Raw genomic sequence first — 16,596 nt, 5'->3', positions numbered from 1 at the left:
AACAGATGACGCGGCACAACGGGCTTTTTACCTATTCGGATAAGGCTGAAATTGCTTAACGCCGCAGCCGCCACACCAACAATACGACTCCCCCAAGGCAGGTTAGCCCGCCGAGTGCCGGGAACAGAGGAATGCCCCATAGCTCGCTAGTGGAGCGCATAAGATAGGGGGCGAGCCCCAGCGCGAAGGCAGCCGTCACGATTGCAATAGCCAACGTTACCGCCGAGCGCTCCAGCGCCTTACTGAGTTGGCTGAGGTTCTTGACGTTGATCTCGGCATCGATCTTGCCCTGCTTTAACCGGCGCATCAGCAAACGAATGGCCTGCGGCAGTTCCACTCCGGCATCCAGCGCCTCACCACCCAGCAATAGCGCATGGCGGCGCAGCGCTTCGGGGGTGTAACGCTGGAGCATCACCTGATGCAACATGGGGTTCAGGGTAGCGACGATATCGAAGGCGGGATCCAGGCGGTGCAATACGCCATCCGCAGTGATCAGCGCCTTGAATAACAGCACTAAATCGGGGGGCAACGGCAGTTGATGTTCGCGGGCCATCACCAAGAGGTCGGTGAGGGCTTTGCCTAGCGTTAGCGTGGTCGAAGCCTGCTTATCGAGAAAGTTCTGCGCGGCCTGTTCCAGGTCGATCAAATCCAACTCCTGATTATCGGACCAGGCGATCAGCGTATTGACGATACCGTCGCTTTGCCGCTCTGCAATGGCTTGCAGCAACAGCAGTAACTGATTGCGTCGTCGTTCCGACAGTTGGCCAACCATGCCAAAATCGATAAACCCCACGTGGTTGTCACCCAAGGCCATCACGTTACCGGGATGAGGATCGGCGTGATAAAGTCGATGCTCCAGCACCATGGTCATAAAGGCCTGCGCACCACGTTGTGCCAACAACGGGCCGTCGAAACCGGCGGCGGCTAACTGCTGCGGATTTTCGGGCGCAATGCCGGGCAGGAATTGCTGCACCAACAGGCGTTTTGACGAGTGCTGCCAATAAATTTTCGGGATCACCACTTCAGGCTGTTTGGCGAAGTGTTCCGCAACCCGATCACAATTATTGCCTTCATGCGTCAGGTCCAGTTCATGATTAAGCGCGGTGGCCAACGTTTGCACCATCTGGTGCGGGCGATAACGTGCCAGCGCCGGACTTTGTTGTTCGACGGTTTCTGCCAGATAGGCCAGCAGTCGCAGGTCGGCATGAATGGTTTTGGCCAATCCAGGGCGTAATACTTTGACCACCACCGATTCACCGCTGTGCAGGCGGGCACGGTAGATTTGCGCCATGGAGGCAGCGGCTAGCGGGATCGGGTCGAACTGGGCGAACACTTGCTGAGGGTCGCCCCCCAGATCGGCAGTTATCTGCGCGGACAGCTTTTCCCAAGGGAGAGTGGTGGCCTGGCTATGCAGGCGTTCCAACTCATCGGTCCAACGCTGTTCCAGCAGATCGGTGCGGGTGGCCAGGATCTGGCCGAATTTAACAAAGGTTGGCCCCAGGGCTTCCAGGGCCGCGCGCAGGCGTTCTGGTAATGTCTGATTATCATTCTCCGCACCGCTGCCGCTCAGACCGCCGAGCAACTTGCCTAGCCCGAGCAACCTGATCACGTCCTGCAAGCCGTAGCGGATCAACACGGACGAGATTTCTTGCAGCCGGGCACGGTCACGAGCGGTGACCAAAACCATTTTTAACATCTGCGCGCTACTCCCTTATCGCCGTTGCGACTCACTGCTCCATATCGAACAGCAACGGAACGTCAACGCGCTGTGCCATGCGGTTGCGGTAGGCTTCCACATTGTCCGGCAGGGCTACGCCAGCCACGATAGACAGCGAGCGTAACACCGGGAACAGCAGGATATCATCTTCACTGAGGGTACCATTGACCGCTTCCGCTGACTTAATCAATGGGGAGAGCGTGGCCAGATCCTCTTCCAGCTGGGCGATCAGATCGGCACTGTCGGCCAGTAACACGGCAAAGTCGCCGCTGGCCGCCTGTTTTTTGTCGCTGAAATAGCGGCGCGCGTTGTCAGTGGCGAACTCTTCGAAATCGGCATTGGCAAAGCGCGGTAACAGCAGTTTGTTGACGTAAGTTGCTGTGTGTTGCAACCAGGCGGCGATCGCTGGGTTGGTTTTCCCCGTGAGAAGCGGTTTACCGTCCAAGTTATCGACGTAATGCACGATATCCAGGCTTTCGGGCAGATAGCTGCCGTCGTCTTTTTGCAGGATCGGTGCCATTTTCTTGCCAATCATGCTGGTGGGGGTGATTTCGTCATCGCTTAGCAGGGTCACCAGACGAACGGGCAAATTCTTGAGGCCGAAAATCATGCGGGCTCTTACGCAGTAGGGGCAGTGATCGTAAATAAACAGTTTCATGCGAGCTCCTGTTGTCAGGTTTAGCCGTCAGCCTGGGCCATTGCGCAGGTTGTGGTGGGATGATGCGCCATAATAAGCCTTTCTGCGCCAGTTTTTGTACTATCAGGATAGCAACTTTGGCAAATTAGGTCGTTAGATATAGGGCGCAAGCGGTGCGCCCGGGCAAAAATCAACCACCACGAAGGATCGCTGGTGCTGTGGTACGCGGATTAAACTGCCAGTAAAGTGCGAACAAAGTGATAAAGCCCACCAGCCCCAGCAGGAACCAAGGTAACTCAGGTCTGCCCATTGCGTGGCCGGTGTCATACATCCAGCCACCACCGGTATAACCCAATGCGCCACCGAGCGCCAACCCCAGGCGGCTAAAGCCCATATAGCTGCCGCGTGCCCGTGAGTCGGCCAGCGAGGCACTCAGGGTTTCACGGGCCGGTTCGGCGATGATCGATCCCAGGTAGAAGCAGCAGATCAGGGTAAACACCGCTTGCAGGCTGGTGGCAAAACCGACGGGTAGCAGGCTGAGGGTCATCAGCAGCAAGCCGGCCATCAGGCGTTGCTCCAGCCGGAAGTGTTTCTCACTCCAACGGGCCAGCGGGTACAGCAACGAGAGCGACAGCGCGGCTTCGATGGCGTACATCCATTTAACCGCTGACGGTGAACCGGCGATCTCGTTGACCACGATCGGCAGCATCAGCATCACCTGCACGGAGAGCATGTAATAGCCGGTCAACGTTAAGACATAGGTCAGGAAGCGGCGATCGCGCAGCACGCGCATCATGCCTTCCTTCATTGGTGCACGTATGGTGGAGATGCGGTAATTAGGCAACAGCCAGGCGTTCCAGCCCGCAGCCAGCACGAAAATTCCGGCCCCGACCCAGCAGACGAAATGGAAATCGTATTGCAGTAGCCAACTGCCGATTAACGCACCGATCACGGCACCTGCGCTGTCCTGCATCATCAGCAGGGAGTAGAAACGGCTGCGCTCATGCGGTCGAGTCAGTTTGATCACCAGTGCGGTGCGGGGTGGATCGAACAGGGTGCCGCCAATGGCGGACAGCGCGCAGGAAAACCACAGGATCCAGGGTTGATCGGCCATGGCCATGGTGGCAAAACCCGCCGCGCGCAGCAGCATGCCGGTGACGATCATCGGTTTGGCGCCAAAACGGTCAGCAATTGCCCCGCCGAAGATCCCCAATCCTTGCTGGATCAGTTGGCGCAACCCCAATGCCAGTCCCACCACCACGGCCGCCCAGCCGAGCTGATCGACAAAACGAATAGAAATAAGTGGGAAGACGACGAAAAAGCCTAAAACCACCAACAGGTTATCGAACAATAAAAAATACTTACCCAAGCTCCGAGCTTGCGATACCAGAGACATGCTTCACCATGAGCAATCAAGAGGAGAGAAAGACTACTCGGTTATTCTCTACCCAATATGCGGCGGCTGAAAGGGGGGCAGTAGATAATATTTTTTAATCGTCAATACGTTACCTGAGTGGCAAAACTACACTTAAAAATGAGTAAAACGACTAACTGGCTATTTACTGAGCGCCTGGGGGCTTACCTGCCGGGCAGGCTACGGTTATATTACCGGGGGAATACGCGGTTCTGCGCCAATAGTCTGCCATGAGCCCTACGAGCTAACGCCTGGCCGTTCAGACGTTGACCCAATCAATACTTCTTATCGAACCGTTCTGACCGCGGGGGAAATGATGTTTGGCTATCGCTCTGCATCACCGAAAGTACGCCTTACCACCGACCGGCTGGTCGTCCGTTTAGTCCACGAACGCGATGCCTACCGGTTGGCCGAATACTATGCCGAAAACCGGGCGTTTCTGAAGCCCTGGGAGCCGGTACGCGATGATAGTCACTGTTATCCCTCTGGCTGGCAAGCTCGCCTGGGTATGATCACTGAAATGCAAAAGCAGGGCAGTGCCTACTATTTTATCCTGCTCGATCCGGAAGAACATCAAGTGTGCGGCGTCGCCAACTTCAGTAATGTGCTGCGCGGTTCGTTCCATGCCTGTTTCCTGGGGTATTCCCTGGGTGAAAAGTGGCAGGGGCAGGGGCTGATGTATGAGGCGTTGCAAACGTCTATCCGGTATATGCAGCGCCAACAGCGGATGCATCGCATTATGGCCAACTATATGCCGCACAACCACCGCAGCGGTGGGTTACTGACCCGGCTGGGTTTTGAACGTGAAGGCTATGCCAAGGATTACCTGCTGATCGACGGACAGTGGCAGGATCATGTGCTGACCGCATTGACCAATAAAGAGTGGCTACCACCACGCTGAGGCCGTAAACATGAAATATGAATTAAACGCCAAAGAAGCCCGAGTGATCGGCTGCATGATGGAAAAACAGGTGACCACGCCTGACCAATATCCCCTTTCGCTGAACGCCATTACGCTGGCCTGTAATCAAAAAACCAACCGCGAACCGGTGATGGATCTGTCGGAAAGCGAAGTGCAGCAGCAGCTTGATTTACTGTTGAGAAGACACTTCCTGCGCACCTTGAGTGGCTTTGGCAACCGCGTGGTGAAGTATGAGCAGCGTTTTTGCAACTCCGAGTTCGGTCAACTGAAACTGTCACCGGCCGAACTGGCGGTGATTGCGACCCTGTTATTACGTGGCGCACAGACGCCGGGAGAACTGCGTACCCGCACCAACCGGATGCATGAGTTCAGCGATGTCAGCGAAGTAGAAGAAGTTCTGCAACAGTTGACGACCCGTGAGGACGGCCCCTTCGTGGTGCGCCTGCCGCGTGAACCAGGCAAGCGTGAAAGCCGGTTTATGCACCTGTTCAGCGGCCAGATTGAGGCAGCACCCGCTGAGGCAGAAGAAGCCAATAATGGCGAATTGGCGTGGCGGGTTGCACAACTGGAAGCCGAAGTCGCCGAATTAAAGCAACAGATCCAGCAACTGCTGGCGCGGGGTCAGGATGAGTAAACTGCGCATCGGGGTAGTGGGTTTGGGCGGTATAGCGCAAAAGGCTTACCTGCCACTATTGACTCAGGCGGCGGACTGGCAGCTTATCGGCGGTTTCTCACCGAGTCAGCACAAAGCCCAGCCAGTCTGCGACAGCTATCGCATGCCTTGTTTTTCTCGCCTCGATAGTCTGGCACAACAGTGTGATGCCGTGTTCGTGCACAGCAGTACGGCCAGCCATTTTCAGGTGGTCGGCGAGTTGCTGGCTCAGGGCGTGCATGTCTATGTTGATAAACCGCTGGCGGAAACCCTGGAGCAAAGCGAGCAGTTAATCGCACAGGCTGAGAAGCAGGGCTTGGCACTGATGGTGGGCTTCAACCGCCGTTTTGCGCCGCTGTATCGCCAGTTGAAACAGCAAATGCAGTTGCCCGCCTCGATCCGCATGGATAAACACCGTGCCGATAGCGTGGGGCCAAAAGATCTGCGCTTTACCCTGTTGGATGACTATCTGCATGTAGTGGATACCGCACTATGGCTGGCGCACGGTAACGCCAGCTTGCAGAGTGGGCAACTGCGCGCTAACGAAGCGGGCGAGATGCTTTACGCGGAACACCATTTTGCCTGTGGCGATACCCTTGTCACCACCAGCATGCACCGCCGTGCCGGTAGCCAACGGGAGAGCGTGCAGGCAGTCACCTCTGGCGCAGTCTATCAGTTGAACGATATGCGCCAATGGCTGCAGGAAGACCAGCAAGGTATCGTCGAGAAACCGGCCCCTGGTTGGCAAACCACGCTGGAGCAACGCGGTTTTGCCGGTGCGGTACACCATTTTATTCAGGCCGTCAGCAACCAGACCGTACCGGAAACATCGGGAGAACAGGCCATTTACGCCCAGCGGCTGATCGAGCAAATGCTGCGTGATGCCAGTTAACCCCATGTAACATATGGCGGTAGCTATTACCGGCGTGGATCCGTAGACTAACGCCACTCCACTGACGCCTGCCAATGCAGGCGTTGATATTTACCAGTCGTACACATCAGAAAAACCACATGAATCTACTTAAATCACTGGCAGCCGTTAGCTCGATGACCATGTTTTCGCGGGTGCTGGGCTTTGCGCGTGATGCCATTGTGGCACGCGTGTTTGGGGCAGGGATGGCGACGGATGCCTTCTTTGTGGCGTTCAAGCTGCCCAATCTGTTACGGCGTATCTTTGCGGAAGGCGCATTCTCTCAGGCCTTTGTGCCGATCCTGGCGGAATATAAAAGCCAGCAGGGGGAAGAGGCAACCCGTACCTTTGTTGCCTACGTTTCCGGGCTGTTGACGCTGGTGTTGGCAGTAGTGACTGTGATCGGCATGCTGGCCGCGCCTTGGGTGATCTTCATTACCGCCCCGGGGTTTGTCGATACGCCGGATAAGTTTGCCCTGACCTCGTCGCTGTTGCGTATCACTTTCCCCTATATCCTGCTGATTTCGCTGGCCTCGCTGGTGGGGGCGATCCTCAATACCTGGAACCGTTTCTCCATCCCGGCGTTTGCGCCGACGCTGCTGAACGTCAGCATGATCGGCTTTGCGCTGTTTGCCGCGCCGTATTTCAACCCGCCGGTGCTGGCTTTGGCTTGGGCTGTGGTGGTAGGGGGCGTGCTGCAACTGGGCTATCAATTGCCGCACCTCAAGAAAATCGGCATGCTGGTCCTGCCGCGCCTGAAGCTGAATGACGCTGGCGTATGGCGCGTGATGCGCCAAATGGGGCCCGCTATTCTTGGGGTTTCGGTCAGCCAGATCTCGCTGATCATCAACACCATCTTCGCGTCGTTCCTGGTTTCCGGCTCGGTTTCGTGGATGTATTACGCTGACCGCCTGATGGAGTTTCCGTCTGGGGTGTTGGGCGTGGCATTGGGAACCATCTTGTTACCGTCGCTGGCGAAAAGCTTCTCCAGTGGTAACCACGACCAATATAACCGTCTGATGGATTGGGGCCTGCGCCTGTGCTTTGTGCTGGCTTTGCCGAGCGCCATCGCGCTGGGCATTTTGGCCAAGCCGCTTACCGTATCGCTGTTCCAATACGGCAAGTTCAGCGCCTTTGATGCGGCGATGACCCAGCGCGCGCTGGTGGCCTATTCGGTCGGCCTGATGGGCCTGATCGTGGTGAAAGTGCTGGCACCGGGTTTCTATTCGCGCCAGGACATTAAAACGCCGGTCAAGATTGCCATCATTACCCTGATCCTGACCCAGGTGATGAACCTGATATTTATCGGCCCACTGAAACATGCCGGGCTTTCGCTGTCGATTGGTCTGGGTGCTTGTTTGAACGCTTCCTTGCTGTATTGGCAACTGCGCAAGCAGGATATTTTCCAACCGCAACCCGGCTGGGGGATGTTCCTGTTCAAGCTGGTAGTCGCCGTGCTGGTGATGGCTGCGGTATTGTTGGGCGTGATGGGGCTGATGCCTGACTGGGATCAGGGCAATATGCTGGCTCGTTTGCTGCGTTTATCGGTCGTGGTAGTGGCGGGAATTGTGACTTACTTTGCGGTGTTGGGGCTACTTGGATTCCGCCCTCGGGACTTTGCCCGGCGGGTAGAGTGAGTGCTGATATTGCAACCCGCTTTAAATGTAGCCCGACTGGATAATCAGTGAATTAAATCGGGTCGAACATGTTCGACCCCTACCAATTTGGCAATGTAGTCAGGTTGACAGCAATAAAAAAGGTCGCAATCGCGACCTTTTTTATTGCTAGGGTTTGGCTTACATACGTTCGACGGTTTCGATCCCGAGCGTTTCCAGACCGGTTTTCAACGTCTTGGCGGTCAGCAGAGCCAACTTCAGCCGGCTCTGACGAGCCTCTTCGCTATCGGCATTAAGGATCTGGCAATGCTCATAGAAGCCGGAGAACAGCCCCGCAAGGTCGTACAGATAGGTACACATCACGTGCGGTGTGCCTTCGCGAGCGACCACGGTGAGGGTTTCTTCGAACTGCAGCAGGCGAGTGGCCAGCGCAACTTCACGCTCTTCGGTCATCACCAACGGCAGCGTCAGGTTGCTTTCATCCACGCCAGCGCGCTTGAACACCGAAGCAACGCGGGTATAGGCATACTGCATATACGGCGCGGTGTTACCCTCGAAGGTCAGCATATTGTCCCAATCGAAGATGTAGTCCGTGGTACGGCTTTTCGACAGGTCGGCATATTTCACCGCACCAATACCTACCGCGTTTGCCAGATGCTGTATTTCATCGGCAGGCATATCCGGGTTCTTCTCGGCGATCAGCTTGCTGGCGCGTTCAACCGCTTCATCTAACAGATCCGTCAGTTTGATGGTGCCACCAGAACGGGTTTTGAACGGCTTGCCGTCTTTACCCAGCATCATGCCGAACATGTGGTGTTCCAGAGAAACCGATTCTGGCACGTAGCCCGCTTTGCGCACGATGGTCCAGGCTTGCATCAGGTGCTGATGCTGGCGTGAATCGATGTAATAGAGGACACGATCGGCACCCAGAGTCTCGTAGCGGTATTTGGCACAGGCGATGTCGGTGGTGGTATACAGATAGCCGCCATCTTTCTTCTGGATGATGACACCCATCGGATCGCCATCTTTATTCTTGTACTCGTCCAGGAAGACTACGGTAGCGCCTTCGCTTTCTACCGCCAGCCCTTTGGCTTTCAGGTCCGCTACGATTTCCGGCAACATGGCGTTGTACAGGCTTTCACCCATCACGTCATCTTCGGTCAGGGTGACGTTCAGACGGTTATAGGTCAGTTGGTTCTGCGCCATGGTGATGTCCACCAGTTTGCGCCACATCTTCAGACAGTATTCGTCGCCGCCTTGCAGTTTCACCACGTAACCACGGGCGCGCAGAGCGAAGTCTTCGTCCTCGTCGTAGTTTTTCTTGGCTTCGCGGTAAAATTGCTCCAAATCCGACAGCCCCATATCGCTGGCATGTTCGTTTTGCATTTTTTCCAGGTAGGCGATCAGCATGCCGAACTGGGTACCCCAGTCGCCCACATGGTTGGCACGTACCACTTTGTGACCCAGGAATTCCTGAGTACGGGCTGCGGCATCACCAATAATGGTGGAGCGCAGGTGGCCCACGTGCATTTCTTTCGCCACGTTGGGCGCAGAATAGTCGATAACGATGGTTTGCTGTTTAACCGGAGCAATGCCCAGCTTAGGCGCGGCCAGGGTAGCATCGGCCTGGCGGGCCACCCATTCGCTGTTCAGGAAAATATTGATAAAGCCCGGGCCGGCAATTTCTACTTTGCTGCTGATTTCACCCAGCTCCAGCAGTTGCACGACTTTCTCTGCCAGTTGTCGTGGCGGCATACCAAGAGTTTTGGCAACGGACATGACGCCGTTGGCCTGATAATCACCAAATTGTGCTTTCGCGGACTGACGAACCTGAGCTTCGCAATCGGCAGGCGCACCTGCGGCAATCAGCGCCTGGCTGACCTTATCTGATAGAAGAGCCTGAATATTCACCGGGGTTACCTTAAATGACAAACGAGGGCCGTGCAGTACGCCCTCCGGATCAAAAGGTGGCTTTACACCGTTGCACTGCAAACCGCCTTGACGGCGCAACTTACAGGTCAGCGGGGACGACGCCGCACAATGGGGGCGTCGCTCAACCACAAAACAGCCTGCAATTGTAACTGATTGACGGCGCCGCGTCAGTAGTTGACGCGGGCTGGCATGGTGAAAGATAGGGAAAAATTGAAGATAAAAAGAGTTAACCAGGTGAATCGAACCATCCGCGGTCATTGATTTGGTGGGAGCGGATAGAAGAAGCGTTAGCGCTTTTTACCGCCTCGGCCGGAACGCAATACGCTATTCTGGCGAGTTCTGAAATGGCGATAAATCGCGTAGCCAGCGATGGCTATTAACACAAGGGAAATACCTAATAGGGTCATGTTTATTTATCCGAAATCAATTACTCTTCTAACCTAGCCTATTAGCGCAATCTAATCAATTGTAATGATCCTATTTAGGATTCCTCGCATTATTTCTTATTTTTTTTAATAAAAAACAATATCTTGAATCTTGTTTTTCGGATGATTTAATTTTTGGTTTATTTCATTTATGCATAGAGATAAAACATTAAACATTCTTATGTTTTGTATCGTTTGTTTAATTAAATATGACAAGAGATTCTTCCTAATTTTTTTGTGTTTCATGAAGGATAACTCGGCTGGAAATAGACCTCAGCGTCAAACAGACAACATTATGTTTACCCGTTAGATTTTTATTCTCTGACCCATAGCCTCCGAGCGACTCGACGTGTAGATTATTGGCCTGCCAAAGATCCTGGAGAGCCTGAGAAACTTATGACTACTTTGTCATCGATCGCCGAACTCAACGACCTGACATTAGATTTACCTCGTTTTCAACTGGCGCTGGAACAGTTTGCACAACAGCTGCATCTTGAACTGGCCAACTTCAGTGCTGACCATATCTCGCTGCGTTGCCATCAAAACAGCACTGCCGATCGCTGGCGGCAGGGGTTGTTGCAATGTGGATCGCTGCTGTCGGAGACGATGATTAACGGCAGGCCGATTTGCCTGTTTGATCTCCATGAGCCAATACAGGTCGGCCCCTGGCAGATTGACTGTATTGAACTGCCGTATCCAGGCGAGAAGCGCTATCCTCACGAAGGCTGGGAACATGTGGAACTGGTGCTAAGCGGCGATCCCGCCACGTTGTATGCCCGCGCTCTGGATCATCTGGCAGATGAAGCCTTGTTGCTGCCGGGTATCAAACTCAAGCAAAGTTCACCTAAAGGTGAGGGCGAACGTCTGGCGAATCCGACGCTGGCGATCACCAACGGTACTGTCACCATCAAATTCCACCCGCATCATATTCGTGACATCGTGGCCAGCGAACGTAGTTAGACGCGCCGCCGGGGGCTGGAATTAAGACGATCGCGTTATTTATCCCACTTAACGCCGCCATTGTGACTGCGATCTATCCATTTTTCAAAATGAGGTGCCATAGTTAGCACCTTGTGCCATTAAGACCGCTATCAAGCTGTTATCCCGTGGCCGACAGGGCGCGGGTAAACCTTTGCTGTAGCATTTTTGACCGTTATCTGGGGGTAACAACAATGAAGCTGGAAATTTGTTGCTATAGCGTCGACTGTGCCATGACAGCAGAACGTGCGGGTGCTGACCGCATAGAATTGTGTGCTAGCCAGAGCGAGGGCGGGTTAACGCCGAGTTTTGGCTCGTTACGGCAGGCGCGGGAACGGGTAACGATACCTGTTCATCCAATCGTTCGTCCGCGCGGGGGCGATTTTTGTTACAGCGCCGTTGATTTCGAGATTATGAAGAACGACGTCGCGCAAATCCGCGAGATGGGTTTTGCCGGGGTGGTCATCGGCATGTTGGACGATGAAGGGCATATCGATCTTGTGCGGATGCGTGAGGTCATGAAGTTGAGTGGCGATATGGCCGTGACCTTCCATCGAGCGTTCGATATGTGTCAAAACCCGCTGGTGGCGCTGGAGCAACTGACGCAGCTTGGTGTGGCGCGCATTCTCACTTCCGGGCAGCAGCAGAATGCCGAATTGGGCTTGCCACTGCTACGCGATCTGCTGCATGCCAGCCAGGGGCCGGTGATTATGGCGGGCGCTGGCGTACGCTTGAGCAATATGCATAAGTTTGTGGATATCGGTATTCAGGAATTGCACAGCTCGGCTGGGCATACGGTCCCTTCCACCATGCGTTACCGTAAGGCTGGCGTCACGATGTGTGCCGATAGTGAGTTTGATGAATTTAGTCATTACTGCGTGGATGGTGAAACGGTTGAGTCGATGAAGAATGCGTTGGCAATGCTGACTCCTTCAATAAGTGCCTGAACATTTCATGGTGTCGCTAAAGCCCCGGATATCGGGGCTTTTTGCATTAATGTGCAAAAAAAGCCCTGAACAGGGTAGAGGTGCCCAGGGCTAAAAGACTCAATAGGTTTCACTGGTGTTGGCGCGGTACCAACACTTTAATTCTAGTTAACCAAGGGCAGTGGGCTGGTGTTTAAATATTGAGGAAATGTAAACGATGCAGTGATCAGCGCAGGCTCTCTATCCAGTGAAAAATAGCGGAAAGCGTTTGCGTTGTGCCGCCAAGATTGAACATGACAGAAATCCAGACACCGGCCATGACGGTGAGTAAAGCAATTAACAGCCGATCGACACCTCGCATTAATCACCCTTATGAATTTGTTAGCTTTTGTTCAGTCTAACACGTCAAATAAAGGGTTCAACCCTGAAGTCAAACTCCGGAAGATTGTTTTGCCAATGTTGACACACATGGTGGTACGCGACACACGGCTGTGCAGGCGATAGCCTTTAGCGATGCTGTTTATCAAGCCATAAGGAGGAATTATGAGAGTTTATGCGGTGTGGTTACTGTTGGCCTGTTGCGCATTGTCGGGCTGTGTTGCGGCCTATTATCGATAAAGGAGAGGGAGATGCGTTATTTGCTGATGATTGGTCTTGTTATGTCACTCACGGCCTGCGCCACGCTGTATTACAGGTGAATGATGAGACATTATATTTTATTGCTGGGATTGGCATTGGGCGGTTGCGTCTCGGTATATGGACCGACCAAAACCGGCAACCAACCGTTTGAGGCGGCCAGCTCTGTGGATGGCACGTCAGTTGCCGGTATAAAGCCAACCTTGATAGGCAACCGCAAGCCGGATGAGTTGCTCGCCCGGACCGAAGCGATTTTTGCACAAAAAGGGCTAGCGGCAACGCTTGTCGATCAGCACTTGGGGGTCGTTGGCACGGTGGGTAAGGACGCTGAGCTGGCCAGCCTATACCTCAGTTGTTCAGACCAGCCAGGCCCGTCTAATTTGAATGTCAGCTACCGGATCCTGGTGCAGATTTTTAGCGCCGGAGAAGGGACGAACGTGGTGGTGCAAGTCAACGGCGTTGCAGGGCTGGTGGCGGCGGATGGTAACGATAAGGTCAAGCCTTTCGAATGTTCATCTAGCGGAGTGTTTGAGAAAGACTTGCTACAGGCTCTCAGAAAGTAGTACCTGCAGCGATCCCCCGCTGTCATCGGGGGATCGCTTTTACGACACAGTTGCCTATGGTTTTTTGGCAATCAGCACGGCGCGGATCGGGGCCGGGTAGCCTTCAATAGTTTTGCTGGGATCGTTCGGATCGAGGAACTCGGCCAGTGACTCACTGGTCATCCAGTCGGTGCGGCGTTGCTCTTCGGTGCTGGTTGGGCAGACATCGGCAATTCTGACGTCGACAAATCCGCACTTCTCCAGCCAGCACTTCAGCGCTTCCGCAGACGGAATAAAGTAGACGTTACGCATCTGCGCGTAGCGATCGCCCGGTACCAGGACCTGGTGACGATCGCCCGGCACCACCAACGTTTCCAACACTAGTTCGCCCTCGGAAACCAGTTGGTTTTTCAACTGATAGAGGTGATCCAGCGGAGAACGACGGTGATAAAGCACGCCCATCGAGAACACGGTGTCGAAAGCGGCCAGCTCAGGCAATTGTTCGATACCCAGAGGTAAGACATGAGCGCGTTGATCGCCACCCAGCAGTTTACGTACCGCTTCAAACTGGCACAGGAACAGTTGCATCGGATCGATACCTACCGCCAGATGCGCTCCGGCACCCACCATGCGCCACAGGTGGTAACCGCTACCGCAGCCCACATCCAGGATGGTACGGCCTGCCAGCGGGGAAATATGCGGCAGCACCCGATCCCACTTCCAGTCGGAATGCCATTCGGTATCGATATCGATGCCGTAAAGCGAGAACGGCCCTTTACGCCATGGCATCAGCGTGCGCAGCATTTTCTCAATGCCTTCGAGCTGGCCAGGTGAGAGCGGCTGTTCCATCTGTGCGCGTACCCCATGCAGTAAATCCAGCTGGGTTGGCGTCAGGGCAGGCAGATGTTCTACCGAGTTGAACCATTGTTTGAACTTGCCGTGCAGCGATTCACGCTGCCAACTGCTGATCTGCGCTGGCAGCGTATCCAGCCAGTGGCTGAGTGGGCTTTTAGCGATGCGCTGGTAGAAATCACCAAACTCGATCATGCGGTTTCTCCCGATTTCAGCGCGATCAACGAGCCGAAGTTGAAACATTGGAACCAGACTTCGGCATGTTCAAAACCAGCCTGCTGGAGCCGTGCTTTGTGCGCTTCGACCGAGTCGGTCAGCATCACGTTTTCCAGCATGCTGCGCTTTTGGCTGATTTCCAATTCGCTATAGCCATTGGCCCGCTTGAAGTCGTGGTGCATATTGAACAACAGCTCACCGACATCCGCATCCTCAAAGCTGAATTTTTCTGACAGCACCAAGGCACCGCCTGGACGCAGCCCGCGATATACCTGTTCAAGCAGGCGCAAACGGTCGGTCGGTTCAAGGAATTGCAGCGTGAAGTTGAGCACCACCATTGAGGCATTTTCGATGGTAATGTCTAGAATGTCCGCCTCGATGACATCGACCGGCGTATCGGCACGAAACGCATCAAGATGACGGCGGCAGCGCTCTACCATCGCGGGGGAATTATCGACCGCAATAATCTGACAACCTGCAACGCTGATGTTCCTGCGCATCGACAGCGTAGCCGCGCCCAGGGAGCACCCAAGGTCATATACCCGGCTGTGCGGCTGAACAAAGCGTTCGGCCAGCATGCCAATCATCGAAATGATATTGGAGTAGCCCGGAACGGAACGCTGGATCATGTCTGGGAAGACTTCAGCAACGCGCTCGTCGAAGGTCCAGTCGCCCAGTTTGGCGATCGGGGCGGAAAAAAGAGTATCGCGGTTTGGCATAGCGGCAAATCAGGTCAGAATTCGAAGGGGCGTATACTAACAGAAAAGCGGCGCAGGCAGAAACAGGCGGCGTGGCCGCCTGAACAGAGGGGATATCAGTGCAGGCTGAAGATGATGTCCCACGGTAGGTAAACGATATTGGCTATCACCATCAGTATCAAGGAAATATAGGTAGCCGCCATACCCGAACGGCGCCAACGGACCTCACGGTTGCGCAAACCGTAATAGTGAACCAGCCGGCCTGCCATCAGCAGCAAACCACACAGATGCACCATCCAGACTTCAGCACCGTTCATCTCCATGATCACCAGCAGGATGGCGGCAATCGGGATGTACTCCACGGCGTTACCATGAACGCGGATTGCGGTTTGCAGTTCGTAGAACCCGCCGTCACCGTAGGCGACCCGGTACTGCATTCTCAACCTGACCACGTCATAAGAGAGTTTGATCAACAACAATGCGCCAAGCACCACATAGAGCGCGCTTACCATTTTTAACTCCATTCGTAACCAAATCTGGCAACGAGCATCATAACTGCCATCATCGTGACTGTCGCGAGGAAATATCCGATATGATCCATCGGATTAATCGGTTAAAACAAGGATTCTTGCTCTGGCCAGTCCGGTGGCGCGGCAAAATTCGGAATAATTCCGTGTAGCTGTTGCCAGATTTTTTGCGCCTGCTGCGGTGAATCGCTGTTGTCTGGCGTGTGAATAAACAGATAAGGCTGATGTTGCTGTGCCCAGCCTGGCAGCCGCTGTTGCCATGAATCAAACCAGCGCTGATTGTCCGCCAGCACGTCGCCGCCGATAAAACGGATCAGCGGATTGTTGGCGGTCAGCACCGCGTGTACCGGCAGCTTGGGCTTTTTCTGTTGCGCATCGCGGATCGCCGGGCTGTGCGGCTTGGCGTGGTGCAGTGGCCGGCTATCCAGGATGGTCCGATTAATGCCACGTTGATGCAATCCCTGATTCAACTGGCGTTCCGCATCGCCCTTGGCGAAAAACTCCAGATGGCGGACTTCTACCCCATAGGTAAACTCCGCCGGTAAGGCATCGAGAAAAGCCCACAGAATCCCCAGATGCTCGGGCGCGAAGGCTGCTGGCAACTGCAACCACAGCTGTCCGATACGTCCTTCAATAGGGCGCAGGCAATCATAAAACGCCTTGATATCGGATTCACAGTTGCGCAGTGCCGCTTTGTGACTGATGAGCGAGGGGAATTTAAAGCAGAAACGGAAGTCATCGCCGGTCATGTCGCGCCAGCGATGCACAATTTCCGCTTTCGGCAGAGCGTAGAAGGTGGTGTTACCCTCCACACAGTTGAAGTAGCGGCTGTAGTCCGCCAAATCGCGTAAGCCGATACGGTTCCAGGCGGGATGCTGCCATTGCGGTAGTCCGATATAGATCAAACGCTCATCTTCCCTGTTTTACATTTTGGCAACAACGGTAGCGTTATCCCGCCTTTCTTTCAAGTGCCTGAAAACTGCCTTTATGACTGCC

General features: G+C 54.4%; 16 protein-coding genes. 7 read left to right on the top strand and 9 right to left on the bottom strand.

Features of this window, described 5'->3' with window-relative positions; all coding sequences use genetic code 11:
* Positions 1 to 55: 55 nt before the first annotated feature.
* The 3 genes from U869_RS0106360 to mdtH all read right to left on the bottom strand — a co-directional run bounded on the left by U869_RS0106360 (position 56) and on the right by mdtH (position 3,750).
* Positions 56 to 1,696, bottom strand: coding sequence for an AarF/ABC1/UbiB kinase family protein (locus U869_RS0106360; RefSeq protein WP_025121092.1), 1,641 nt, complete (start codon positions 1,694 to 1,696; stop codon positions 56 to 58).
* A 31-nt stretch (positions 1,697 to 1,727) separates the two neighbouring features.
* Complete coding sequence (gene grxB / locus U869_RS0106355) at positions 1,728 to 2,375, bottom strand: glutaredoxin 2 (RefSeq protein WP_025121091.1); 648 nt, start codon at positions 2,373 to 2,375, stop codon at positions 1,728 to 1,730.
* Positions 2,376 to 2,544: 169 nt separating this feature from the next.
* A complete protein-coding gene (gene mdtH / locus U869_RS0106350) occupies positions 2,545 to 3,750 on the bottom strand; it encodes a multidrug efflux MFS transporter MdtH (protein WP_025121090.1) in 1,206 nt (401 codons plus the stop codon).
* A 334-nt stretch (positions 3,751 to 4,084) separates the two neighbouring features.
* On the opposite strand from mdtH, the gene rimJ reads away from it, so the two are divergent.
* The 4 genes from rimJ (at position 4,085) to murJ (ending at position 7,889) form a co-directional block, all read left to right on the top strand.
* A complete protein-coding gene (gene rimJ, locus U869_RS0106345; protein ID WP_025121089.1) occupies positions 4,085 to 4,669 on the top strand; it encodes a ribosomal protein S5-alanine N-acetyltransferase in 585 nt (194 codons plus the stop codon).
* A gap of 10 nt (positions 4,670 to 4,679) precedes the next feature.
* Positions 4,680 to 5,324, top strand: a complete 645-nt coding sequence (locus U869_RS0106340; protein WP_025121088.1) for a YceH family protein — start codon at positions 4,680 to 4,682, stop codon at positions 5,322 to 5,324.
* Positions 5,317 to 6,234: a Gfo/Idh/MocA family protein gene (locus U869_RS0106335; RefSeq protein WP_025121087.1), complete on the top strand. Its 918-nt coding sequence runs from the start codon at positions 5,317 to 5,319 to the stop codon at positions 6,232 to 6,234. The genes U869_RS0106340 and U869_RS0106335 overlap by 8 nt, the downstream gene beginning before the upstream one ends.
* 119 nt (positions 6,235 to 6,353) lie before the next feature.
* Complete coding sequence (gene murJ / locus U869_RS0106330; protein WP_025121086.1) at positions 6,354 to 7,889, top strand: murein biosynthesis integral membrane protein MurJ; 1,536 nt, start codon at positions 6,354 to 6,356, stop codon at positions 7,887 to 7,889.
* Between the two features lie 159 nt (positions 7,890 to 8,048).
* On the opposite strand, the gene argS is transcribed toward murJ, so the two are convergent.
* A complete protein-coding gene (gene argS / locus U869_RS0106325) occupies positions 8,049 to 9,779 on the bottom strand; it encodes an arginine--tRNA ligase (RefSeq protein ID WP_025121085.1) in 1,731 nt (576 codons plus the stop codon).
* 842 nt (positions 9,780 to 10,621) lie between these two features.
* Here argS and U869_RS0106320 point away from each other — a divergent pair.
* Together U869_RS0106320 and cutC are read left to right on the top strand one after the other, a co-directional pair.
* A complete protein-coding gene (locus U869_RS0106320) occupies positions 10,622 to 11,185 on the top strand; it encodes a VOC family protein (RefSeq protein WP_025121084.1) in 564 nt (187 codons plus the stop codon).
* Positions 11,186 to 11,397: 212 nt separating this feature from the next.
* Positions 11,398 to 12,150: a copper homeostasis protein CutC gene (gene cutC, locus U869_RS0106315; protein ID WP_025121083.1), complete on the top strand. Its 753-nt coding sequence runs from the start codon at positions 11,398 to 11,400 to the stop codon at positions 12,148 to 12,150.
* A gap of 205 nt (positions 12,151 to 12,355) precedes the next feature.
* Here cutC and U869_RS32770 read toward each other — a convergent pair whose 3' ends face one another.
* Entirely contained in the window at positions 12,356 to 12,490 is a 135-nt protein-coding gene (locus U869_RS32770) for a hypothetical protein (RefSeq protein WP_255328563.1), read from the bottom strand.
* 340 nt (positions 12,491 to 12,830) lie between these two features.
* On the opposite strand from U869_RS32770, the gene U869_RS0106310 reads away from it, so the two are divergent.
* The gene (locus tag U869_RS0106310; protein ID WP_051588660.1) at positions 12,831 to 13,328 is read left to right on the top strand and encodes a hypothetical protein; all 498 of its coding nucleotides are present in this window, start codon (positions 12,831 to 12,833) and stop codon (positions 13,326 to 13,328) included.
* Positions 13,329 to 13,382: 54 nt separating this feature from the next.
* Here the strand turns inward: U869_RS0106310 and cmoB are convergent, their stop codons facing one another.
* From cmoB to U869_RS0106290, 4 genes are all read right to left on the bottom strand, one after another.
* Positions 13,383 to 14,354: a tRNA 5-methoxyuridine(34)/uridine 5-oxyacetic acid(34) synthase CmoB gene (gene cmoB / locus U869_RS0106305; protein ID WP_025121081.1), complete on the bottom strand. Its 972-nt coding sequence runs from the start codon at positions 14,352 to 14,354 to the stop codon at positions 13,383 to 13,385.
* Positions 14,351 to 15,094 carry a carboxy-S-adenosyl-L-methionine synthase CmoA gene (cmoA, locus tag U869_RS0106300; protein WP_025121080.1) on the bottom strand — a complete coding sequence of 248 codons (744 nt, stop codon included), beginning with the start codon at positions 15,092 to 15,094 and terminating at the stop codon, positions 14,351 to 14,353. Before cmoA ends, cmoB begins: the two co-directional genes overlap by 4 nt.
* Positions 15,095 to 15,189: 95 nt before the next feature.
* A complete protein-coding gene (locus U869_RS0106295) occupies positions 15,190 to 15,585 on the bottom strand; it encodes an MAPEG family protein (protein ID WP_024528726.1) in 396 nt (131 codons plus the stop codon).
* A 101-nt stretch (positions 15,586 to 15,686) separates the two neighbouring features.
* Positions 15,687 to 16,502 carry a DUF72 domain-containing protein gene (locus U869_RS0106290; protein ID WP_025121079.1) on the bottom strand — a complete coding sequence of 272 codons (816 nt, stop codon included), beginning with the start codon at positions 16,500 to 16,502 and terminating at the stop codon, positions 15,687 to 15,689.
* Between the last annotated feature and the right edge of the window lie 94 nt (positions 16,503 to 16,596).

It is taken from the genome of Serratia sp. H1w (assembly GCF_000633355.1).
Lineage (GTDB): Bacteria > Pseudomonadota > Gammaproteobacteria > Enterobacterales > Enterobacteriaceae > Chania.
This window is presented reverse-complemented; position numbering and strand designations above follow the sequence as displayed.